The organism is Micromonospora sp. NPDC047793 (assembly GCF_040642635.1).
Lineage (GTDB): Bacteria > Actinomycetota > Actinomycetes > Mycobacteriales > Micromonosporaceae > Micromonospora.
This window is the reverse complement of the sequence record NZ_JBEYSG010000012.1, coordinates 59,643-81,470: the sequence shown is the minus strand read 5'-3', so window position 1 is coordinate 81,470 and position 21,828 is coordinate 59,643. Positions and strand designations below refer to the sequence as shown.

The following is a 21,828-nucleotide window of genomic DNA, read 5'->3' as shown; positions in this document are numbered from 1 at the left end:
GCGGGGCGGCTCAGTCCTCGCCCGTGGGGTGGGGCGGGTCCGGTGGCGCATCGGCGGAGGGCAGGCCGCTCGACGCCATCGCGTCCAGGCGTCGGGCGAGCCGCACCCGGTTGCGGACACCGAGCTTGACGAACACGTGGGACAGGTGCATCTCGACCGTCTTCTCGGTGACCACCAGCACGGCGGCGATCTCCCGGTTCGTCAGGCCCTCGCGGACCAGTTCGGCGACCTGCCGCTCCCGGCGGGTCAGGCCGGCCAGTGCCGCACGGCCGTTCCGGTGCCGGGCCTCCGACGCACCGCCGCGCCGGCTGCCCTGCCGGTCGGCGGGACGGGCGAGGGTGCGGGCCCGATTCGCCGCCGGGGTCAGGCCGGCGGCGGCCAGTTCGGCAGCGGCGGCAGCGGCCATCTCGGCAGCGGCGGTCGGCTCCTCGGTGACGAGCAGCTGTGCGCGGGCGAGGAGAGCGAGACCGACCGCCCCGTGGGGTCGCGTCGCCGTGGTCGGGCCGCTCAACGGCTCGGCGGGGACGTGCTGGCGGGTGGTTCCCGTGGCCGCGGCGACCTCGTCGACGGCCGCCGCGGTGACTGCGGTGACGTCACCGGCGGCGACCGCCGCCCGCACCACCAACTCCTGGTGGACCATCCGGGTTCCCGGGTCGACTCCGCGCAGCGAGGTCAGCGCGGGCACGGTCGTCAGCAGGTCCAGGCAGCCCCGGGGATCGCCCCCGGCTAGTCGCAGCTCGGCGAGCATAAGGCGGGTCAGCATGGCCGACCAGCCACCGGAGTCGGCGGCCGACGGAGAGCAGGAGAGGTCCGTGCAGCCGCCGATCGCGTCCCCGGGGCGGCCCGACGTGCCGGCCGCACAGCCCCCGGCACACCATCGGTCTGCGGCCGAGCGACCGGGGGCCGAGTCCGCCGGGCCGGGGCCGCGTGGGCCGGGACGGTTGCCGGCCCGCTCCGCCGCCACCCAGCGGCGCAGGATCGCCGCCCGTTGCCGCAGATGCGGGCTGCCGGAGCGGTAGGCGACGTCGGCGGCCATGGCCGCGGTACCGACGGCCACGGTGTGGCGGCCGGTGATGGCGAGGATCCAGGTACGCGCCAGCAGCGCGTCGCAGAGCGTCACCACATCGGGTCCCGGCCGGGCTGCCCGGGCCGGGCGATCGGTCGGACTCGCCTTGACCCGCTCCAGGTGCCGCAGCGCGTCGGGGTAGCGCTCCAGCGCGAACTCGCTCCAGCCGATCCAGTAGATCGCGTCGGGGTGGGCGGCCAGTTCTGCGTCGCCCGTGGCGTCCAGCAGGGGCACCACGTCGGTCAGCGTCGCCGCCGCCGACACGAAGGCGCCGGTCAGCCCGTCGGCGGCGGCGAGCACCGCCTTGACGCGGATGTGCTCCGTCGTCCTCGGTCGGTCGTCCTGTGCCAGCCGCAGTGCCGTGGTGGCGGCTGCCCGAGCCGCCGCGGCCGATCCGTCGGCCAGTTCCAGGAACGCCTGCTCCAGCAGCAGGTTCACCCGGCTGGACCGGCAGGGCGGATCCGGGGTGACCTCTTCCGCGAGCAGGTCGCGGGCGGGCGCGGGCTCGCCGAGCGACAGGCACAGCCGTACGCATCGGATGACCAGATCGGCCCGTTCGGCGGGCGGTGTCGCGACCGGCTGCCGTAACGCGGCCAGCAGCATGTCCCGGGCGTGCCGGGGCCGTCCGGCGGCGGCGTAGGCCGTGGCGACCTGGCGCAGGAGGAGGTGCCGGTCGGTCGGTGGGCTGCCGACGACGGACGTCAGCCGCAGTGCTGCCTGACGCCACCGGGCGGCCGTCTCCGGGGAGTCGCGCTCGACGGCTGCGGCGGCGCGGCGGAGCGTGCCGGGTGCGGTGGCGTCGTCGGGGGTGGCCACCAGTGCCAGGTGCGGCGCCCGGGCGACCTCCTCGTCCGGGGTACCGGCCAGCGCGGCGGCGGCCCGGGCATGGGCGCCGAGCCGCCATCCGGGTTGGCTGCCGTGGTACACCACGTGGCGTACGAGAGGATGGCGGAACCTGAACCGGGTCGTGTCCGGCACGTGCCGGACGATGTCGGCGCCGGCCAACTCGTCGATCGTGCGACGGACGGTCTCCTCGACGAGTTCGGCGACCACGCCGACGGCCGGCAGGTCGAAGACCTCACCGACCACCGCTGCTCCCGCTGCGGCGAGCCGACTCTGGCTGGAGAGTTCGTCCAGTTCGGCGGCGATCGCGGTCTCCGCTGCCGAGTAGGTCCGGCCGGGCTGCGCGGTGGCGGGTTCCGGTGCCGTCCCCGTGTCGGGGAAAGCGGTCCCCCGCGCGGGCGTCAGGTCGTGCGTCGAGGCGCGCGCGCCGTCGAGCAGCGCCCACAGGTAGCGGGGATTGCCGCCGCTGCATCGGTACAGTTCGTCACTCTCGGCGTCCGAGACACAGTCGGCGAGCAGGGTGCGTACGGCGGTCGGCGACAGGGGTGTGAGCGGTAGCCGCACCAGCGAGGTGCCCGTTCTGGCCGCCGCGCCGCGCAGTCTCGGTGGTGCCTGACGGGTGCGGTAGCCGAACGCCAGCAGCGTCGCCGCCTGCGGCGGGGACTGCACCAGGTAGCAGAGTGCGTCGATGGTGTCGTCGTCGGCGCGGTGCAGGTCGTCGAGGATCACCACCAGAGGTCCCGTCGATGCCAGGACCTCCAGCATGGACCGGATGGCGCGCAGACGTCGGAAGTGCGGCACCGTCGGCGGTGCGGGTCCGTTCTCGGTGCGATACGGGAAACTCGGGAAGATGTCGGCCAGTACCCGGGCGTCGTGTGTCGGCAGGGCGCCCCAGGCGTCTGCCCGCACCGTACGGAGCCGGTCGTCCAGGGCGTCGATGAGGGCGCCGAACGGGAAGACCGCTCCGCCCGGTGGGACCCGACCGGTGAGCACCGGAAGGCTGCGACGCTGGCACCGGTGCGTCAGCTCCGCGAGCAGGTGGGACTTGCCGATGCCGGGGTCTCCGCTGACCTCTATCAGTTGGGCCCCGTCGGTGAGGCGCCCGATCGCCTGGTCCAGGCGGTGGAGTTCGCCGTCCCGGCCGACCAGGGGGTCGCTCGCTCGACCTGGTTGCCTCCCGATCGTCGTCCGACCGGGTGACGCGCTGGACACGCCGTCGGCTTCCCCACCCACCACGGGGATAGATTGTAGTCGATGATCTACGCTGGGTGAGCGACTCAACGCTCTGAGTACACAACTTCCCGAGGTGCGGTCAGGGGTGTACGGGCACCTGGTCGCCTCCGACGACGGTAACGTCCACCCAACCTTCCGACCGACATCGACATCGAGGTGTGAGATGGCGTACCTGAGCCCGGTCGTCGTGCAGCGTGTCGAGGCCGCTGCCGTGGCGGTCCTCGCCGTCGTGGTGACCGTCGCCGTGGGGTACCCGTGGTGGTCACTGCTCGCACTCTTCCTCGTCTTCGACCTGTCCATGCTCGGCTACCTGCGCGGCCCGCGTCTCGGCGCCGTCTGCTACAACCTGGCGCACTCCTATCTGGTGCCCGCCGCGCTGGGCGTGGTGGCCGTGGTCGCGGCCGGGTTCGGTGACCGGATCGACTGGATCGGCATCCTGGCCGTGGCGTGGGCGTTCCACATCGCCGTCGACCGCGCCCTCGGCTACGGACTCAAGACGGCAGAGGGCTTCGAACACACCCATCTCGGTCTGATCGGGAAGGCTCGACAGGCCGCGCTGACCCGCCGACAGGAACGGGATAACACAAGATCATGAGACCCGTCGATACGATGGCACCGTCCACGTAGTACGGACACGGGGGTCGGGGTGCGGGTGGGCGAGGACACCAGTCTGGGGCGGCTGTTGCGGCACCATCGGGCGGCGGCCGGGCTGACGATCGAGGAACTCGCCGACCGATCGGGCGTGAGTACCCGGGCGCTGAGCAACCTGGAGCGTGACCTGGTCCGCCGGCCGCAGCGCCGGACCCTGACCGCAGTCCTCGACGTGTTGGCGCCGCCCTCCGCCGACCGCGCCCTGATCGAGCAGACCGCCGACGCCGGCCGCCTGTCGCCCGGACCGTGCCCGATGCCGGCACCGCCCGCAGACTTCACCGGTCGGGCGGAGGCGCTCGGCAGGCTCGGTGACCTCGCCGAGTCGGCACAGCCCTCGGCCGTCGTCGCGGTGCTGACCGGCCAGCCCGGCGTGGGCAAGACGGCGCTGGCGCTGCGCGCTGCCCACGACCTCGCCGACCGGTACCCGGACGGGCGGTTCTTCGTCGACCTGCGCGGCACCCATCAGCACCCGGCGACCGCCGGTGAGGTGTTGCAACGGCTGCTGCTGGCGCTCGGCTTGAGCGAGTCGCGGATACCGACCGACGTCGACGACCGGGCCCGGATCTACCGTGGGCTGCTGCGACACCGGCGAGCGCTGCTGGTGCTGGACAATGCGGCCTCCGAGGAGCAGGTACGGCCGTTGTTGCCCGGCGACGGCCCGGCCCTGGTGCTGCTCACCTGTCGGCGGTGGCTCAGCGGGTTGGAGGCGGTGCACTGGCTGCCGCAGGAGCCGCTGTCTCCGGCCGAGTCGACGGTGCTGCTGCGGACCATCGGCCGGGTCGAGGGCGTCGCGCCGGAGCGGATCACCGCACTGGCCGGGCACTGTGGGCACCTGCCGCTCGCGATGCGGATCGCCGGGCAGCGGCTACGCGACGACCCGACGCTCACCGTCTCCGACCTGAACGCTCGGCTCGCACAGGCCCGGGACCGCGTCGCCGTCATCGAGGGTGACGACTCCGGCCTGTCTGCGGCGCTCGCGTTGTCGTACCGCTGGCTCCCGGTGACCGGGCGCGCGACGCTGCGGCGACTGGCGCTGATTCCGGGTCCGGACTTCACGGCGGACGCCGCCGCCGCCGTGTGTGGGGTCGAGTTGGCCGAGGCCGAGGATCGGCTCGACGGGCTGGTCGAGTCCGGGCTGCTCGGGCTCCGACCACCGGACCGTTACGGCCTGCACGACCTGGTCCGTGACTTCGCCGCGACCTGTCTGGAGCGGGACGAACCGTCGGCCGTGCCGGCGCTGCGGGAGAGCCTGGTGACCTGGCTGTTGGAGGCGACCGTGCGAGCCGGGCGGCACTTCGAGCCCGGTGGGCCGGCGGCGGATGACGACTCGGACGCGGACCGGGCCCGTGACTGGCTCGACGCCGAGCGGGCGAACTGGCTCCCGGCGCTGCGGATCGCGGCCGAGAGCGGGCAGGACGATCTCGTCGTGGCGGTCTCCGACGCGTTGCACTGGTTCTCCGACCAGCGGATCTATCTGGACATCTGGCCGGAGGTCTTCCGGCTGGCCGCCGAGGCGGCGACCCGCACCGGCGACCTGGCCCGGCAGGCCACGCACCTGAACTATCTCTCCTGGGCGCAGACGCTCTGTCTGAACGACGCCTCCGCCGGCCTGGCCACCGCCCAGGCGGCGCTGCGGTCGGCAAGGCGCGCCGGTGACCGTGCCCAGCAGGGCTGGGCGCTGCTGTACGCCGCCTCGGCGCAACTACGGCTGCGCGACTTCGACGCGGCCCAGCGGCTGCTACGGCGGGGAGGCGGCGTGCTGCGCGCGGCCGGGGACCACGAGGGCACGGCGCAGGCCATGTCGATGCTCGGCATCGCGCTGCGGGCGCTCGGCCGCACGCCGGACGCGCTGCGGGTGCACCGGCGGACGCTGCGGCTCCTGCGCGACACGAGTTTTCCGATCGCTGCGGTGCCGCGCGCCTACTCGGACGCGATCACCTGCCGGTGGATCGGGTTGAACCTGGCGGATCTGGGGCGCTGGGGTGAGGCGGTCGGCATCCTCGGCGAGGCGGTGGCGGGCGCGCGCGCCTGCGGGCTACGGACCCAGGAGCTGGGGGCGCTGATCGAGCTGGCCGAGGCGCTGCGCCGGACCGGCCGCAGCGCGGAGGCGGGTGAGCACCTGGCGGCGGCGATCGAGCTGGCCGGGGTGCTCGGTGATGCCGAGAGCGTCGCTCGCGCCCGTGCGGCGCAGGCCGAACTGAACGCCGGTGCGGCGCAGGCCGAACTGAAGGCCGGTGCGGCGCAGGCCGAACTGAAGGCCGGTGCGGAAAGGGGTTGAGCTACGGCGGCCCGGTGTGGCGCAGGTGTGCAGAGCCGCAGGGTGCGTGCGGGCCGGTGGGCCGCAGCCGGGTCAGGCTGCGGTGGACGGCACCGCCGGACGAACGTCCCGGGTGCGGGCGACCGCGAACGCGTGCAGGATCGGATTGACCTCGTGGTGGGGAGCGATCCATCCGCAGCCGGCCAGGTCGGCGAGCGCTGCCGCCGGTGGCGTCGGCGCGGCCAGCGCGCGGACCGCCGCGCGCAGCGACTCCGGCATCTGCCGGTAACCGCGGTCGAGGGCCGCGCCCACCGACAGGTCTCCGGCGGTGAGGGCCTCCAGGTGCCGTCCCGGCCGGGCGAGTTGCGCGGTGAGGCGCGCGATCGACCATCCGTGCCGGGTACGGACCCGGTTCGCCACGATGCGCAGCGCCAGCGGAAGGCCGTGGCAGTGCCGCGCCAGCTCGGCTATGCCGGCGTCCGGGACCGCCGGTCCGATCATCCGGTGCAGCGCCAGTTCGGCGTCCGGCGCGGGCAGCGGTGTGAGGACCCGCCGGGCGCGCCTCGGTGGCAGGCTCAGCGGCCCGGACGTGGTCACGACCGCCACCGACTCCCCCCGGTGCGGCAGCAGCGGTGCCAGCCGGACCGCGTCGGTCGCATCGTCGAGGATCAGGAGCACGCGCCGCTCGTCGAGCAGCCGCCGCCACGCCACGACTGCGCAACCGTCGTCGTCGGGCAGGTCAGCGCCGAGCGAGCGGGCCAGGTCCCGGGCCAGCGCGGCGGGGTGCGGGGCGGACGAGCCGCGCAGCGCAACGAAGCGCACCCCGTCGGGGAAGTCGCCGCTCAGTCTGGTGGCGGCCTGTGCCGCCAGGGCGCTCTTGCCGATGCCCGGTAGCCCGGCCAGTTCGATCACCCGGTGTCGGGACACGGCGCCGGTCAGCCGGTCGAGGTCGTCGTCGCGCCCGGTGAAGCAGGGTGTCAGTCTGGGTAGGCCGATCACCGCCGGCTCGATCCGGACCGCGGCGCGCAGCCGATCACCGTCGTCCGGCCCGAGGCGCAGGGCCTCGGCCAGCGCCGTGAGGGTGCCCTCGTGCGGGCGACGGATGCGTCCCCGCTCGATGCCGCCGATGGTGCGCAGGCTGACGCCCGATCGTGCGGCCAGGTCGTCGATGGTCAGTCCGGCGGCGGTACGCAGCGCCCTCAGCGCGGAACCGCCGGCGAGTCGTCCGTCGTCACTCACAGCCCCGTCCCCGGTGTGTGTTCGGCCGTCCCCAGCGACGCTAGTGATTACGCTCCGGTAGGAGCAGCGCTGGCGTTGTGTTACTGGCCACATGCTCACGGTGAAGTTGCCGGTCTTTCTGCATGGTTCTGCGTCGTCACTCTCGGTTGACTCTGGGCCATGCAGACCTTCCGAACCGCCCTGCGAGTGGCCGCTGCCACCACGCTCGCGCTGTCCACTGTCGGCCTGACCACGGGCGGTGTCGCCGCCGCCCCGCCGGCCGCGCCATCCGGCGTACCCGCCGCGAATCTGTTCGAGAGACTGTCACCCGCCGTACAGGAGCGGATGGCCGGGCAGGTGGCGCTCGTCGACGCCGCCAGCGTCATCCGATCCGCCGTGGAGGCAGGTGCCCCGCGTGGTTACGCCGGCCTCGGCCTGGTCGACGGCCACGTCACGCTCTGGTGGAAGGGGGCCGTACCGGCCGACATCGCCACCGCCGTCAGAAGCGTCGAGAAGCTCGCCGAGGTACGGGTGGAGCCGGCCCGGTACAGCGGGAGAGAGTTACAGGCCGCGGCGGCGAAGCTGCGCCCGGTCGTGGCGAAGGATCGTGCGGATGCCGCGCACGCCGTGCGGATCAAGACCGACGGCAGCGGGCTGGAGGTCGCCGTCGACACCACCGGCGGTGCGAAGGTCCCGGCGCTGCCCGCCACCGGCGTCAAGACCAGCACCGTCGCGGCGGAGAAGCTGGAGCAGCACGCCACCCGCTTCGACGACGCGGCCCCGTGGAAGGGTGGCGCGCGCATCTGGAACGGCGGCGGCGCCCTCTGCACGTCCGGCTTCGGGGTGCGCGATCTCGCCGACGACACCCCGTACGTGCTGACCGCCGCGCACTGCGGGCCGCTCGGCGGTGAGTGGTTCGACGGCGTCGGCGACCCGATCGGGTTCATCGTCGAGCGCCACGAGCCGCACGACATCGCCCTGCTCAGCGCGGCGTCGGCCGGCAGTGACGTGTACGTCGGCGGCCTGCACGAGTCGACGACGGTGCCGGTGGCGGGCTGGACCCAGGTCTTCCCCGGCCAGATCCTCTGCCAGTCCGGGCAGACCACCGCCGAGATCCACGGCGCCCCGATCTGCAACCTCGAGGTGCAGTTCCACTACACCGACGAGCAGGACCTGGTCGAGGCCACCCAGTTGGACGGCGGGGAGACCGGTTACGGCGGCGACAGCGGCGGCCCGCTCTACCAGGTGAACCCGAACGGCTCCGTGTTGGCCGCCGGCACCCACACCAGCGGCGCCGGCACCGGCATCGGTTTCCAGGACTTCGCCACCGTCCGCGACGACTTCGGCGACATCGTCCCGGTGACCGCCACCGCCGGTCCGGCCACCTGCCAGGTGTCCTACCAGGTCACCACCTGGTCGGGCGGGTACACCGCGAACGTGACCGTCTACAACTCGGCCGCCGCCGTCAACGGCTGGCAGCTGACCTGGAACCTGCCGGCCGGCAGCACCGTCACCACCCCGTGGAACGCCGCAGTCACCCAGAACGGCACCGCGGTCACTGCGTCGAACCTGGCCTACAACGCCAGCATCCCGAACGGCGGGGCCGTCACCTTCGGCTTCAACGCCACCGGTACGCCGAACACGCCGGCACCGTTCACCCTCAACGGCAACACCTGCGCCTGACCGATCACGCACCAGGGGCCTGGCAGCGCACGCTGCCCGGCCCCTGTTCGCGCGCCGCCCCCCTTCCCGGGGACCGCCGTCTCCTCCACTGGCCAGCCCTCTCCTGGGACCGATCACCCAGCCGAGCGCTCGCGTCCCCACGCTGCCAGCGGCTCGAGTGCGTCGTTGAGGCGCGCGCCGCTCTCGGTCAGCGAGTACTCGACGCGAGGCGGCACCTCGTCGAAGGAGACACGACGTACGACACCGTCCGCCTCCATCTCCCTCAGGTGTGAGGCCAGGACCTTCTCGGTGATCCCCGGAAGCAGTCGACGCAGTTCGCCGAACCGCCGGCAGGGGTGCTCGTCAAGAGCCCAGAGGATCAGCACCTTCCACTTGCCGCCGATCACCTCCATCGCGGCATCGATCCCGCACACATGTCCGTCCGGTGCGCCCGGCCGGTTCAGCGTCGTCATGCCCCCACCTTCTGACCTGCTCGCGCACCCCGGGGTAACCACCCACTCCGAAGTGCGTACTTGTTCATCATCGGGTCCCTGGCCAGGCTCACCCGTATGGCACCGAACACTGCTGGAACCTCCGTCACGATGCTGGGCCTCGGCGCGATGGGCACCGCTCTGGCCCGTGCCTGGATGGCCGCCGGCCACCCCCTGACCGTCTGGAACCGCACCCCAGCCCGTGCCGCGGCGTTCGATGCCGAGGGCGTACGGGTCACGGACAGCGCGGCCAAGGCGGTAGCCGCGAACACCCTGGTCGTCGTCTGCCTGCTGGACGACGCCGCTGTCGAGGAGGTGCTGGCCGGCACCGACCTTACCGGCAAGGACCTGGTCAACCTCACCACCAGCACCCCGGTGCAGGCCCGTGCCCGCGCCGAGTGGACCCGCGAGCGCGGTGCTCGCTACCTGGACGGCGGCATCATGGCCGTCCCTCCGATGATCGGCGTTCCGGAGGCCGGCGGGTACGCCTTCTACAGCGGCTCACGGCAGCTGTTCGAGCGGCATCAGGAGACCCTGAGCGTTCCGACGGGCACCACCTATGTCGGCGAGGACGCAGGCTTCGCGGCCCTGCACGACGTGGCCCTGCTCAGCGCGATGTACGGGATGTTCGCGGGAGCCGCGCACGCCTTCGCGCTGATCCGCAGGGAGGACATCGATCCCACGTCGCTGGCCCCGTTGCTCGCCGACTGGCTCGTGGCGATGGCCCCGGCGGTTCACCAGACCGCCGATCAGCTGCGCAGCGGCGACTACACCACGGGTGTCGTCTCGACCCTCGCCATGCAGGTGGCCGGCATGCCGACCTTCCTGCGCACCGCTGAGCAGCAGGGCGTCAGCCCGGAACTGCTCAGCCCCTACTTCGCGCTGATGCGCCGCCGCCTCGCCGAGGGCAGCGGCGAAGAGGACCTGACGGGCACGATCGACCTGCTGCTGCGGTGACCGGCGCACGCACCTACCACGGCCGACGGCGGGTTCTGTCGGCGTCGAAAAGCGTGGTGCGGACTCGGTAGTCCGGGCGAGTGCGGGAGCGGTGGCGTGAAGCTGCCGTGCGGGGCCGCCACCGCGGGGCGTCCCGTCCCGACCCGACCCGCTGACCGCCGCAGGCCCGTGTCGTCGTCTATTCGGCCCGCAGTGGCAGGTCCGCGAGCACCTGCCAGCCCGCTCCGGGCACTCGGCCGGCCTCGAAACGGCCGCCGAGCAGGTGCACCCGTTCCCGCATACCGATCAGGCCGTAACCGCCGCCACCGGACCTACTCGGCTGGTCGGTGTGCCGGCCGTCGTCGCGTACCTGCACGCGGACCGTACCGTCGCCGGCCCGGACCGTCACGGTGATCTCACGGGCGCCGACGGCGTAACGCCGCGCGTTCGTCACCGACTCCTGCACCAGCCGCAACACCGTGGTCGCGACCACCGCCGGCACGGGCTCGGCGAGTTCCACCGCCAACCGGACCGGCCTGGCGCCTCCCGCAGTGGCCGTCGCCGCGCGCAGGTCGGCGAGCAGGTCCGTGGAGGGCGTCACCGGTTCCGCGCCGACGTCCTGCAGCATCGCGACCATCCGCTGCATCGCCGACAGGGCGTCCGCGCCGGCGCGTTCGATCACCGGCAGCACCCGCGCCGGAGCGCCGGGATCCGGCACGGCCACCGCCTGCGCCGCCTGGGCCTGCACCACCATGCCGCCGATGTGATGGGCCACCACGTCGTGCAGCTCCCGCGCCAGGGCCACCCGCTCCTGCAACTGCGCCGCGACCACCACCGCCTGCCGCTCCCGCCGGTGCCGGGCGTCGCGCACCCGCAGGTACCACCCGGCGAGAATGGCCACGACCGGCAGGACCCCGCTCCAACCCAGGTCCTGAGGAGAGCCCGGGTGCGCCGGGCGTAGCACGCCGACCGCCAGACAGCTGAGCAGGAGCAGCCCCACCAGGCCGGTGGCGGTGGACCTGGAAGACCGGCGGACCAGCGCGACGATGACGGCCAGCACCGAGGCGATCTCGGCTGTCCCCAGCCCGCTCGCGGCGGAAGGGACCGCGACGGCGGCCAGCCGCAGCACGACCGACCCCACGAGCAGGACCACCATGACACCTACGGCTGCGGCAACCGGCCAGCGAGACGCCAGCAGTGCGAGGGCACAGACCGCGAGGAAGCCCGGCAGCTCCCACCGCCCGTCGTAATGTCCCACCTCGCTCGCCGCCGCCCCGTCCAGGAGCAGCGCGATCACGAGCAGCCCGGCCAGGGGCCAGTTCCAGGTGATCAGACCTCGCCAGTCATGCTTCACGCCGCCATCACCGCAGTCCTCGCATCGGTCCGGATCCCGGGGCAGTCACCGGCGACGACAGTGCCGCAGGTGCACCGATCCGGCGACGACGAACCGTACCCGAGCCGTACAGTCTCCGGTGTCCCTCTGTCGTGTGTGGAGGAGCTGCCCGGGATGGTGAGAACACGGTGGTGACGGCGCCTTTGCTGCGGCAGCTGCCGTGGGTGGTTCTGCTGGCGCTCCTGGCCCTGATCGACGTGCAGATCACCGGGGAACTCGACACCGCGGGCCGGGCGTGGTTGGTCCCCGGCATCGTCGTGACGGCGGCCTTGGCGCTGCTGGCACAGGCGCGGCCGGTCGCCGGGGCGCTGGGTGCCGCGGCAACTCTGGTCGTCTCGACGGGGCTACTGCGGGCAGTCGATGCCGAGACGCTGGGAGGTCTGGCGTTGACCGAGCGCGGCGCCCAGGTGATCGTCATCGTGGCGGTGGTCCGGCGCGTTTCCGCTGTCGTCGCCACCGGCCTCGTCGGATTGGTCCTGGCCGCCGGGGTGGCAGCGAAGCACCTCCGGCCGGAGCACTGGTCGCCACCCGTTGGATCGGTGCCCGAGCCGTGGTGGAGTGTCTCGCTGTCGGACATGGCGATGGTGGTGCTGCCGGTGGCATTCGGGTGGTATCTGCGGGGTCGTGACCGGCAGCGGGCCCGCACGAGTCGGGCAGCGGTGATCGCCGTACAGCAGCGGGAGCGGCTCGGCCTCGCGCGGGAACTCCGCGACGTGGTGACGCACCAGGTCACTGCGATGATGGAGCAGGCACGGGCCGCGCAGGAGCGATCCGCGTCGGACCCCGGCGCGGCGGTCGAGGCGCTGCCGGTGATCGAACGCTCCGGCATCGAGGCGCTGGCCGCGATGCGTCACCTGGTCGCCGCGCTGCGCGAGGCCGAACCGGGCGCCGGCCGGGCACCGGCACCGCTGACCCGGACCACCGACCTGGCGGCCGACCTTCGGGCGATGACATCAGCCGGTAGTCCGCCGGTCCGACTGACGGTCGATCTGGCCGAACCGGTGGCCGACGAGGTCGCGACCTCGGTGCTGCGCCTCGTCCAGGAGTCCGTGACCAACTCCCGTCGCCACGCCGAGGAGGCACGGGAGATCCTGGCGTCGGTACGCACCGAGCAGGGGCACGTCCGGATCGAGGTCCGCGACGACGGCAGGGCGACCCGGACGATCCGCAGACCTCACGGCGGCTTCGGACTCGTCGGCATGCGGGAACGGGTGCGCCTGCTCGGCGGCCGGTTCACCGCCGGCCGTACGAGCGGCGGCTGGCGGGTGGTCGCCGACGTGCCCCTGCACCGGGCCGAGCGGTAGCACCGGATCAGCGGTGGACCAGGCAACGCACGGTAGCTCCGGGCGGCACTGCACCGACCCGTATCATTCGTGCTCGATGGGCGGTGGACCGTCCGCCTTCCCGGCGCGCTCCGCCAGTGGACTCCGAGAAGCGGTCACGAGGACGGGGACGGTAACCGGTGCGGGTCTTGATCGCCGATGACCAGGAGCTGATGCGCGTCGGGTTCCGGATGATTCTGGAGGCCCAGCCGGACATCACCGTGGTGGCCGACGTCGCCGACGGGCGAGCGGCGGTCGAGGCGGCGCGTCGGCTGCGCCCGGACGTGTGCCTGTTGGACATCCGGATGCCGGGCCTGGACGGACTACAGGTCACCCGGCTGCTCGCGGGTCCCGACGTGGCCGATCCGATCGCGGTCGTCGTCATCACCATGTTCGACGACGACGAGTACGTGGATACCGCCCTGCAGTCGGGGGCGAGCGGGTTCCTGCTCAAGGACTGCGGACCGGCCCTGCTGGTCGAGGCGGTCCGCGCGGCCGTACGCGGCGACGTTCTGGTGGCGCCCCAGGTCACCGTCCGGCTGCTGCGTCACTTCCGGCACCGGCCGCAGATCGGGACGACCGCACCGGTGGAGGCCCTGACGGAGCGGGAGAGCGACGTCGTACGGGCGGTGGCCCGGGGACTGACCAACCAGGAGATCGCGGGCGAACTGTTCGTGGCGGTGTCCACCGTCAAGACCCACCTGGCTGCCGCGCAGTCGAAGCTCGGCGTCCGCAACCGGGTCGAGGTCGCATCCTGGGCGTGGCGAGCCGGTCTGGTCGACGCCTGACGGCACCCGATCGTCGGCCGGGTCGACGCGGTGGCGCCGCCTCCACCTTTCGAATGAGGCGCGGCGCGTGATCTCCGCCCAGCGCCGATCCGATGCCGGCTCACGGCCGGAGGAGGCCGCAGCCTGTGTTCGGCAGTCTCTAGGGCATGAACACGCCGCCGCCGTACGAGGCGAGCCCTGGAGGACTCCACGATGATGGCGCTGCAGGTCCTGCCGTACGCGCCGTGACGGCGTACGACCGGTTCATCTGCTCGTCGACATCGGCTGCCTGACCGACCTTCACCCCACCAGCGCGTGTTCGCACCGTCGCTGTCCCGCACCCCATCAAATCACCGCCGGCACCGTACGACCTCAGAGCTGAAGAGCAGTCGGTGCGGCGGTTCGCCTGAAAGAAGAGAGAAGCAGAACATGGCATTCACGGTCTATCTGGCGCTGTTCGCAGTGGCCGCATCCGCAGCCGTCTTCGTCGTGGCCCGCAAGCGCCTGAGCCTCGCTGCCGCGTCGGGACTGTCGGCGCTCACCTTCCTGGGCATCGCCGCAACCTCGATCATCTGGGTGCAGGTGGCCATCAGCGGCATGGACGGCTGAACGGCTACTGCGGGTCGGTCGGGAACCAGCCGGCCCGACCGAGGGCGCCGGGTAGCCGGTCCTTGCCGAGCTGGTCGCCGATCCACGCCGCCGTCTCGATGACCTTCGTCGGGTCGAGGCCGGTGGGGTGGCCGGAGCGGTGCAGCGCGTACGTGAGGTCCTCGGTGGCCACGTTGCCGGTGGCGGCCGGGGCGAAGGGGCATCCGCCGATCCCACCGACGCTCGCGTCGAGCACGGTCACGCCGGCCTCGACCGCCGCCAAGGCGTTGGCGATGGCGGTGTTGCGGGTGTCGTGGAAGTGGGCGCGCAGCGGCACGCCCGGCGCCGCTGCCGTCACGGCGGAGACCAGGGCCCGCACCTGGGCGGGTACGCCCACACCGATGGTGTCGGCGAGGGCGATCTCGTCGGGTTCGCCCTCGACCAGGCGGCGCGCCAGGTCACCCACGGTCGCGGCGGAGACGTCGCCTTCGAAGGGGCAGCCGAACGCGGCGGCCACGGTCACGCTGGCCCGGACTCCGGCGGCGTGGGCGGCCTTGGCGATGTCGGTCCAGGCGCCGAGCATGGCGTCGACGGAGGCGCCCTGGTTGCGCTGGCTGAAGGTTTCGGTGGCGACCACGACGCAGTTCACCTCGTCCACTCCTGCCGCCAGCGCACGGTCCAGCCCGCGTCGGTTGAGCACCAGGCCGATGTACGATACGTCGCTGCGTCGTGGCACTGCGGCCATCACCGCTTCGGCGTCGGCCATCTGCGGCACCCGGTCGGCGCGGACAAAGGAGACCGCCTCGACCCGTCGGGCTCCTGCCTCGACACAGCGCCGGATCAACTCGATCTTGCTTGCTGTCGACAGGATCTCGGGCTCGTTCTGCAGACCGTCCCGTGGAGACACCTCCACCACCTGAACCACCATATGTATACAATCTCAGACTGTCAGAGCGGCGGCAAGGGTGCCGACGACATGCGGCTCACACGACGGAGGCACGGGTGACGAATGCCGCGGAGGACGCGTACGAGGCGCTGCGGAGCGCGATCCTGAACGGCTCGATCGGCCCGCGCGCCCGCCTGGGCGAGATGGAGTTGTCCCGGCAGTTCGGCGTCAGCCGGACGCCGATCCGGGAGGCACTGCGCAGGCTCACCGCGGAGGGCCTCGTCGTCTTCCAGCCCAACCGTGGGGCGCGGGTCGCCGAATGGTCGCTCGGCGATCTGCAGGACATCTACGAGATCCGCGCCCGGCTGGAGAGCTACGGCGCGGCCCTGGCCGCCAAGCGCATCGACGCCGAGGTCCTGGACCGGCTGGACGCGCTCTGCGACCAGATGGAGGAGTTGGCCCGGCGGATGGGTCCGCAGGACCTGGACCGGATCGCCACCCTCAACGCCGAGTTGCACAACTCGGTCCTGAAGGCCGCCGCCAGCCCTCGGCTCACCTCGCTGCTGTCCGCGGTCGTGGAGGTGCCGCTGGTCGTGCGGGCGTTCCGCCTCTACACGCCGGACGCCCTGGCCCGCAGCATGGCGCACCACCGGGACCTGGTGGCGGCGCTGCGGGCCAGGGACGCAGAGTGGGCGTCGAGCACGATGCGGGCCCACGTGCTGGCCGCCCGGACGGTGCTGTTGGACGGCATGGTGGACCGCCCCGACCTGTGACCGGTCCGCCGGGCCCGCACCCGCCTCCCCGCCGTCGTGGGCGTCAGCTCCCGGGCGCTCCGGGTTTGATGCAGGCCACCTCCCGGTCGGCGCCGATCGGCGTCAGCCGCACCTCGGTCTGTACACATCGGTCCTCACCGACCGGGCAGCGTCCGTGCAGGACACATCCCGGTACGAGCTGGGTCGGACTCAGCGGGTCACCGACCAGCCGGGCCGGGGCCAGTTCCTGGTCGGGATCGACGGGCAGGGCCGCCGCCAGCAGGGCGCGGGTGTACGGGTGCTGTGGATCGGAGAACACCAGCTCGGACGGGCCGGTCTCGACGACCCGCCCCCGGTACATGACGGCGATGCGGTCGCTGACGTACCGGACCGTGTGGATGTCGTGGGAGATGAACAGGTAGCCCATGCCGAGTTCGGCCTGCAGGTCGGCGAGCAGGCGCAGGATCTGGGCGCGGACCGACAGGTCGAGGGAGGACGTGGGTTCGTCCAGCACGACCAGGGACGGCTCGGTCACCACGGCTCGGGCGATGCCGACTCGCTGCTGCTGCCCGCCGCTGAGTTCGCCGGGATACCGTCGTGCCATGTCGGGGGCGAGTCCGACCTGTTCGATCATCTGCGCGACCCGGTCACGGCGCTGTGGTGTGGTCATCGCAGGCCGGTGGATGGCCAGTGGTTCGCCGATGATGTCGGCCACCCGCATCCGGGGGTTCAGCGACTCGAACGGCTCCTGGAAGATGATCTGTATCTTCGCGCGGAGCTTGCGCATCTCGGCGGCGGGCAGCGCGAGCATGTCGGTGCCGTCGAAGCGTACCGAGCCCCGGGTCGGTTCGATCAGGCGCAGTGCCAGCCGCCCCAGCGTCGACTTGCCGGATCCGCTCTCGCCGATGACCGCCACGGTCTCTCCGGCGTCCACCGAGAGCGACACGTCGTCCAGCGCGTAGACCCGCGTGCTGCCGCCGACGTGGAACTCCTTGCTGACGTTGGTCAACTCCAGCAGACTCACTGCGCTGCCTCCTTCTCCTGGGGCAGGTGACACCAGTACGTCCGGCCGGAGGTCTGGGTCACCGCGGCCGGGACCACCTGGGCGCACGGTGCGAAGGCGTGCGGGCAGCGGTCCCGGAAGGGGCATCCGGACGGGTAGTCGATCAGGTCGGGCAGTCGACCGGTGAGGTGCACCAGCGGCTGACCGGGCCGGGGAATGGCGCGGATGAGCGCCTGGGTGTACGGGTGGCGGGGGTCCTTGAGGACCTCCCGGACGGTGCCGTGTTCGATGACCTTGCCGGCGTACATGACGACGACCCGGTCGCAGTACTGCGCGACGACACCGAGATCGTGGGTGACCAGGAGCATCGAGCGGTCGTGTTCGCGGACCAGGCGGCGGATGAGGTCCAGGATCTGCCGTTGCACGGTCAGGTCCAGGCCGGTGGTCGGTTCGTCGGCGATCACGAAGGTCGGGTTGAGCAGCATGGCCATGGCGATCACCACGCGTTGGGCCATGCCGCCGCTCAACTGGTGGGCGTAGCCGTCGAGGACCCGGTCCGGTCCGGCGATGCCGACGTCGGTGAGGGCGGTACGGGCCCGGTCCCGGACCTCGCCGTCGGCCTTGACCCCGTGCGCGGCCATGATGGTGGCGAACTGCCGGTGGATGCGCATCACCGGGTTCAGGGCGCTGAACGGGTTCTGGGCGATGAAGCCGATCTCCTTGCCGCGTAGTCGGCGCAGCTCGGTGCGGCGCAGGCCGAGCAGGTCGACCCCGTCGAAGCGGGCGGTGCCCTCGACCACCCGGCCGGGGGACCGGACCAGGCCGAGGATGGACCGGATGGTCACCGACTTGCCGCATCCGCTCTCGCCGACGACGCCGACGATCTCGGCCCGGTCGACGTGGAAGTCGACGCCGTTGACCGCGTGGACCAGGCCGTCGGGTGTGTCGAACCGGGTGGTCAGGCCGTTGACCTCCAGCAGGCGTCCGGCGGAGCCGTCGGACGGCGGCGGGGTGGGCCGACTGTCGGGTCGTCGTCGCGCGTTGAGCAGGCTCATCGTTGCCTCGCCCGGCCGAAGGTGTCCTGCAGTTCGTCGCTGATGGCGTTGAAGCAGAGCACGGTGAGGAAGATGGCGAGTCCGGGAAAGACCGAGACCCACCACTGGCCGGTCGTCATGTTCTGCGCTCCTGTCTGGATCATCGCGCCCCAGCTCGCGTCGGCGGCGTTGATGCCGATGCCGAGGAAGGAGAGGGAGGCGATCACGACGATCGAGTGCGCGACCGCCAGTGACGCCTGGGCCAGGATGATGCCGGTCATGTTCGGCAGGACGTGCCGGAACATCACGCGCGGCCCGGTCGCGCCGATGGCGTGGGCCGCCTCGATGTAGCGGCTCTCCCGGATGGTCAGTCCCTCGCTGCGGACCAGTCGGACGAAGCGGGGGACGTTGATGATGGCGATGGCGACGACGACGTTCTCGATGTTGTTGCCCATCAGCGCGACCAGGGCGATGGCCAGGATCAGCAGCGGGAACGCCTGGAAGACGTCGAGGGCCCGGACGACCCGTTCGCCCCACGGTCCGCGGTGCAGGGCGGCGAGCCCGAGCAGCACGCCGATCACGAGTGAGATCAGCATGCCGGCGAGGGCCAACGGGATGTCCACCCCGGCGGAGGCCACCAGGCGGCTGAACACGTCGAGGCCGAACTTGTCGGTGCCCATCCAGTGCTCGCCGTCGGGGGCGGTGAGGGTGTTGGTGGAGGGTTCCGCCGGGTCGTGCGGCAGTGGAGCGAGATAGGCCGCGGCGAGCATGCTGGTCAGGATGGTGCCGGGCACCCACAGTCGCCACCGTCGGTGGCCCCGGGGTCGTTTCTTGGTCGTCGGGGCGGTGACCGTGGTGGGGTCGGCGGCCAGGGTCTCAGTCATAGCGCACCCTCGGGTCGAGCGCCGCGACCAAGATGTCCAGCGCGGTGAAGGCCAACAGGGTCCCGAGTCCGGCGGCCAGGATGAAGCCCTGCACGGCCGGGATGTCGAGCTGGAGGATCGAGTCGATCGCCCACTCGCCGAAGCCACCCCAGGAGAAGATGGTCTCGATGATGGCCGCGCCGCCGAGCAGCGCGGCGAGGAGGATGCCGCCGTAGGTCAGGATCGGGGTCCGGGCCTGGCGGAAGGCGTACGCGAGGACGGTGCGCTCGCGCAGGCCGCTGGCGCGGGCGAATTCGACCTGTTTGGACTCCAGGGCCGGCACCAGGGAGGCGTACGTGCTGCGGGCGAAGTACGCGGAGTAGTAGATGCCGAGCGTGAGGACGGGCAGCACGGAGTGCGCCACCGCCGATCGGAAGGTGCCCATGTCACCGGCGAGCAGGGAGTCCAGCAGCAGCGCCCCGGTCACGGTCGGCGGTGGTTCGTCCATCAGACCGAGTCGTCCGACCGGTGCCGGCGCCCACCCGGCGAGATAGAAGAGCAGGTAGATCAGGAGCAGCGCCAGGAAGAAGTCGGGGATGGACTGGAAGGTGGTGACGACGAAGCGGGAGGTGCGGTCGGCGACCGTGCCCTTGCGGTAGGCGCCCAGTGTGCCGAGGCCGATGCCGAGGAGTGCGGCGAGGGTCAGCGAGAGGAACACCAGTTCCAGGGTCGCCGGGGCGAACCGCAGGATCTCGTCGAGGATGGGCCGGTCGGTGTAGTAGGACGAGCCGAGGTCGCCTTGGACCAGGTTGCCGAGGTAGGTGACGAAGCGTTCCCACAGGGGCTGGTCCAGGCCGAGTCGGCGTTCGATCTCGGCCAGTTCCGTCGGGGAGGCGGCCGGCCCGGCGATGACGCCGGCCGGGTTGCCGGGCAGCGCGTTGACCAGCAGGAATGCCAGCACGATGACGGAGAGCAGGCCGACCGGGAGGAAGAGGATCCGTCGGCGGGCGTATCTGAGGACCCGCATCACGCACCTCCCGGTTCGAGCAGGGTGGTCGCCTCGTCCAGGGTCAGGACCTGTGCGTACTTGGCGCCGAGGTCGAACAGGGCGGCCTCGTGCGGGCGTGGGTCCCGGTCGAGGCAGGCGTCGGCGACGACGAGTGGCACGTAGCCGTGCTGCAGCGCGTCCACGGCGCTCGCCCGGACGCATCCGCTGGTCGAGGCGCCCGCGATAAGCAGGGCGTCCACTCCCATGACGCGCAGGGTGCTGGCGAGGCTGGTGCCGAAGAAGGCGCTGGCGTACTGCTTGGTCACGACCGCCTCGCCGGCGGCGGGTGCCAGGGCCGGCGGCGCGGCGGCGAGTTCGCTGCCGCGTTCGAAGACCCGCAGGGCGGGCACCTTGCGGGCGAACAGGCCGCCGTCGATCCCGCCGGGGGCGAGCTCGACCCGGGTGTGGATCACCGGGACGCCGTGGCGTCGGGCGGCGTCGAGCAGGACCGTGCAGGCCCGCAGGGCCGGCGGGTTCTCGTCGCCGGCATAGAGGGGGGAGGCCGGGTCGAGGTAGGCGCGCACCAGGTCGACGATGAGGAGCGCGCGGCGGGTGCCGTGGCCCAGGTCGCCGCCGAAGCCGGCGTCGCGGTAGTCCGCGTGGAGGTCATTCACCGTGTCCGCCTCTAGATGACGCCGCTGGCACGCAGTTCGTTGATCTCGGCCTTGGCCAGGCCGACGATGTCGGTCAGCACCTGGTCGGTGTGTTCGCCGAGGCGGGGGCCGGTCCATTTGACCCGGCCGGGTGTCCTCGACAGTCGCGGTACGACGTTCTGCATCGGGAACTCGCCGAATTCGGGGTGGTCGACTCGGACGATGGCTTCGCGAGCGGCGAAGTGCTCGTCGTCGAGCATCTCCGGAGCGCGGTAGACGCGGCCGACCGGGACGTCGTGTTTGATCATGACGGCCATCAGGTGTTCGGTGTCGTGCCGGCCCGACCACTCGGCGATGATCGCGTCGAGTTCGCCCTGGTGGTGGCCTCGGGCGGCGTGGGTGGCGAAGCGGGGGTCGGTGCTCAGTTCGGGCATGTCCATGGCCGCGGCCAGGCGCCGGAAGACGGTGTCCTGGTTGGCGGCGATGAGCAGCAGGCCGTCGTCGCGGGTGGGATAGACGTTGGAGGGTGCGATGTTCGGCAGGATCGCGCCGGTGCGTTCGCGGACGTGGCCGCCGAGCGTGTACTCGGGCAGCAGCGACTCCATCATCGCCAGGACCGCCTCGTAGATCGCCGAGTCGACGATCTGGCCGCGACCGCTCTGGTCGCGTACCCGCAGGGCCATCACCGCACCCAGGGCGGCGAAGGTGCCGGCGAGGGAGTCGCCGAGGCTGACGCCCACCCGGCTGGGCGGGGTCTGCGGGTCGCCGACGACGTAGCGCAGGCCGCCCATCGCCTCGCCGACCGAGCCGTAGCCGGGTCGGCTGGAGTACGGTCCGGTCTGGCCGAAGCCGGAGACGCGCACCATGACCAGGCCGGGGTTGTCGGCGGACAGGTCCTCGTAGCCGAGGCCCCAGCGTTCCATCGTCCCGGGTCGGAAGTTCTCGACCACCACGTCGCTCTGCGCGATCAGCTGTCGGGCGACCGCCTGGCCCTCGGGTGTGCGCAGGTCGACGGTGATCGACTTCTTGTTGCGGGCGACGATCGGCCACCACAGTGACTTGCCGTGTGGCTTCTCCTGGCCCCACTCGCGCATCGGGTCGCCCTGGCGCGGCGGCTCGCACTTGATGACGTCGGCGCCGAAGTCGGCCAGCAGTTGGCTGCAGAAGGGGCCCGCGAGCAGGGACCCGAACTCGATCACGCGCACGCCGTGGAGCGGTCCTT

Annotated in this window: 19 protein-coding genes; 8 read left to right on the top strand and 11 right to left on the bottom strand. The window is 72.1% G+C overall.

The window, feature by feature from the left end:
* Window positions 1-10: 10 nt before the first annotated feature.
* Entirely contained in the window at window positions 11-3,145 is a 3,135-nt protein-coding gene (locus ABZ738_RS22450; protein WP_357215989.1) for an AAA family ATPase, read from the bottom strand.
* Window positions 3,146-3,305: 160 nt separating this feature from the next.
* Between ABZ738_RS22450 and ABZ738_RS22445 the strand changes: the two genes are divergently transcribed.
* Window positions 3,306-3,737, top strand: a complete 432-nt coding sequence (locus ABZ738_RS22445) for a DUF4260 family protein (protein WP_131056120.1) — start codon at window positions 3,306-3,308, stop codon at window positions 3,735-3,737.
* A 57-nt stretch (window positions 3,738-3,794) separates the two neighbouring features.
* Complete coding sequence (locus ABZ738_RS22440; RefSeq protein WP_357215986.1) at window positions 3,795-6,071, top strand: helix-turn-helix domain-containing protein; 2,277 nt, start codon at window positions 3,795-3,797, stop codon at window positions 6,069-6,071.
* Window positions 6,072-6,143: 72 nt separating this feature from the next.
* Here ABZ738_RS22440 and ABZ738_RS22435 read toward each other — a convergent pair whose 3' ends face one another.
* Window positions 6,144-7,289 carry a helix-turn-helix domain-containing protein gene (locus ABZ738_RS22435; RefSeq protein ID WP_357215983.1) on the bottom strand — a complete coding sequence of 382 codons (1,146 nt, stop codon included), beginning with the start codon at window positions 7,287-7,289 and terminating at the stop codon, window positions 6,144-6,146.
* A gap of 159 nt (window positions 7,290-7,448) precedes the next feature.
* Between ABZ738_RS22435 and ABZ738_RS22430 the strand changes: the two genes are divergently transcribed.
* Window positions 7,449-8,951, top strand: a complete 1,503-nt coding sequence (locus tag ABZ738_RS22430; protein WP_131052455.1) for a cellulose binding domain-containing protein — start codon at window positions 7,449-7,451, stop codon at window positions 8,949-8,951.
* Between the two features lie 113 nt (window positions 8,952-9,064).
* On the opposite strand, the gene ABZ738_RS22425 is transcribed toward ABZ738_RS22430, so the two are convergent.
* Entirely contained in the window at window positions 9,065-9,403 is a 339-nt protein-coding gene (locus ABZ738_RS22425) for a helix-turn-helix domain-containing protein (protein WP_357215979.1), read from the bottom strand.
* A 129-nt stretch (window positions 9,404-9,532) separates the two neighbouring features.
* On the opposite strand from ABZ738_RS22425, the gene ABZ738_RS22420 reads away from it, so the two are divergent.
* Window positions 9,533-10,378 carry an NAD(P)-binding domain-containing protein gene (locus ABZ738_RS22420; protein WP_357215978.1) on the top strand — a complete coding sequence of 282 codons (846 nt, stop codon included), beginning with the start codon at window positions 9,533-9,535 and terminating at the stop codon, window positions 10,376-10,378.
* 178 nt (window positions 10,379-10,556) lie between these two features.
* Here ABZ738_RS22420 and ABZ738_RS22415 read toward each other — a convergent pair whose 3' ends face one another.
* On the bottom strand, window positions 10,557-11,711 hold the full coding sequence (locus tag ABZ738_RS22415) for an ATP-binding protein (RefSeq protein WP_357215975.1): 1,155 nt from the start codon (window positions 11,709-11,711) through the stop codon (window positions 10,557-10,559).
* A 167-nt stretch (window positions 11,712-11,878) separates the two neighbouring features.
* On the opposite strand from ABZ738_RS22415, the gene ABZ738_RS22410 reads away from it, so the two are divergent.
* The 3 genes from ABZ738_RS22410 to ABZ738_RS22400 all read left to right on the top strand — a co-directional run bounded on the left by ABZ738_RS22410 (window position 11,879) and on the right by ABZ738_RS22400 (window position 14,448).
* Complete coding sequence (locus ABZ738_RS22410) at window positions 11,879-13,054, top strand: histidine kinase (protein WP_357215972.1); 1,176 nt, start codon at window positions 11,879-11,881, stop codon at window positions 13,052-13,054.
* Between the two features lie 158 nt (window positions 13,055-13,212).
* Window positions 13,213-13,860, top strand: a complete 648-nt coding sequence (locus ABZ738_RS22405) for a response regulator transcription factor (RefSeq protein WP_255446601.1) — start codon at window positions 13,213-13,215, stop codon at window positions 13,858-13,860.
* Window positions 13,861-14,268: 408 nt separating this feature from the next.
* Window positions 14,269-14,448 carry a hypothetical protein gene (locus ABZ738_RS22400; RefSeq protein ID WP_131052460.1) on the top strand — a complete coding sequence of 60 codons (180 nt, stop codon included), beginning with the start codon at window positions 14,269-14,271 and terminating at the stop codon, window positions 14,446-14,448.
* Window positions 14,449-14,452: 4 nt separating this feature from the next.
* Here ABZ738_RS22400 and ABZ738_RS22395 read toward each other — a convergent pair whose 3' ends face one another.
* Window positions 14,453-15,343, bottom strand: a complete 891-nt coding sequence (locus ABZ738_RS22395) for a hydroxymethylglutaryl-CoA lyase (protein WP_357215968.1) — start codon at window positions 15,341-15,343, stop codon at window positions 14,453-14,455.
* Between the two features lie 86 nt (window positions 15,344-15,429).
* Between ABZ738_RS22395 and ABZ738_RS22390 the strand changes: the two genes are divergently transcribed.
* Window positions 15,430-16,086 carry a GntR family transcriptional regulator gene (locus ABZ738_RS22390; RefSeq protein WP_131052462.1) on the top strand — a complete coding sequence of 219 codons (657 nt, stop codon included), beginning with the start codon at window positions 15,430-15,432 and terminating at the stop codon, window positions 16,084-16,086.
* 43 nt (window positions 16,087-16,129) lie between these two features.
* Here the strand turns inward: ABZ738_RS22390 and ABZ738_RS22385 are convergent, their stop codons facing one another.
* From ABZ738_RS22385 to ABZ738_RS22360, 6 genes are read right to left on the bottom strand one after another with little or no spacing between them, the layout of a single operon-like run.
* Window positions 16,130-17,089: an oligopeptide/dipeptide ABC transporter ATP-binding protein gene (locus ABZ738_RS22385; protein WP_176092177.1), complete on the bottom strand. Its 960-nt coding sequence runs from the start codon at window positions 17,087-17,089 to the stop codon at window positions 16,130-16,132.
* Complete coding sequence (locus ABZ738_RS22380) at window positions 17,086-18,123, bottom strand: ABC transporter ATP-binding protein (protein WP_357215964.1); 1,038 nt, start codon at window positions 18,121-18,123, stop codon at window positions 17,086-17,088. The genes ABZ738_RS22385 and ABZ738_RS22380 overlap by 4 nt, the downstream gene beginning before the upstream one ends.
* Entirely contained in the window at window positions 18,120-18,986 is an 867-nt protein-coding gene (locus ABZ738_RS22375; RefSeq protein ID WP_131052465.1) for an ABC transporter permease, read from the bottom strand. The genes ABZ738_RS22380 and ABZ738_RS22375 overlap by 4 nt, the downstream gene beginning before the upstream one ends.
* Window positions 18,979-19,992, bottom strand: coding sequence for an ABC transporter permease (locus ABZ738_RS22370; RefSeq protein ID WP_131052466.1), 1,014 nt, complete (start codon window positions 19,990-19,992; stop codon window positions 18,979-18,981). Before ABZ738_RS22370 ends, ABZ738_RS22375 begins: the two co-directional genes overlap by 8 nt.
* Window positions 19,992-20,627 (bottom strand): isochorismatase family protein, encoded by a 636-nt coding sequence (locus ABZ738_RS22365; RefSeq protein ID WP_201272333.1) that lies wholly within the window; start codon window positions 20,625-20,627, stop codon window positions 19,992-19,994. The genes ABZ738_RS22370 and ABZ738_RS22365 overlap by 1 nt, the downstream gene beginning before the upstream one ends.
* A gap of 11 nt (window positions 20,628-20,638) precedes the next feature.
* Window positions 20,639-21,811: a CoA transferase gene (locus tag ABZ738_RS22360; protein ID WP_357215959.1), complete on the bottom strand. Its 1,173-nt coding sequence runs from the start codon at window positions 21,809-21,811 to the stop codon at window positions 20,639-20,641.
* Window positions 21,812-21,828 lie beyond the last annotated feature (17 nt).

Bases quoted from the DNA above. Each gene is read 5' to 3' on its own strand.
- ABZ738_RS22445 (WP_131056120.1), top strand. From the start codon at position 3,306: ATGGCGTACCTGAGCCCGGTCGTCGTGCAGCGTGTCGAGGCCGCTGCC.
- ABZ738_RS22430 (WP_131052455.1), top strand. From the start codon at position 7,449: ATGCAGACCTTCCGAACCGCCCTGCGAGTGGCCGCTGCCACCACGCTC.
- ABZ738_RS22425 (WP_357215979.1), bottom strand. From the start codon at position 9,403: ATGACGACGCTGAACCGGCCGGGCGCACCGGACGGACATGTGTGCGGG.
- ABZ738_RS22420 (WP_357215978.1), top strand. From the start codon at position 9,533: ATGCTGGGCCTCGGCGCGATGGGCACCGCTCTGGCCCGTGCCTGGATG.
- ABZ738_RS22400 (WP_131052460.1), top strand. From the start codon at position 14,269: ATGGCATTCACGGTCTATCTGGCGCTGTTCGCAGTGGCCGCATCCGCA.
- ABZ738_RS22380 (WP_357215964.1), bottom strand. From the start codon at position 18,123: ATGAGCCTGCTCAACGCGCGACGACGACCCGACAGTCGGCCCACCCCG.
- ABZ738_RS22375 (WP_131052465.1), bottom strand. From the start codon at position 18,986: ATGACTGAGACCCTGGCCGCCGACCCCACCACGGTCACCGCCCCGACG.
- ABZ738_RS22370 (WP_131052466.1), bottom strand. From the start codon at position 19,992: ATGCGGGTCCTCAGATACGCCCGCCGACGGATCCTCTTCCTCCCGGTC.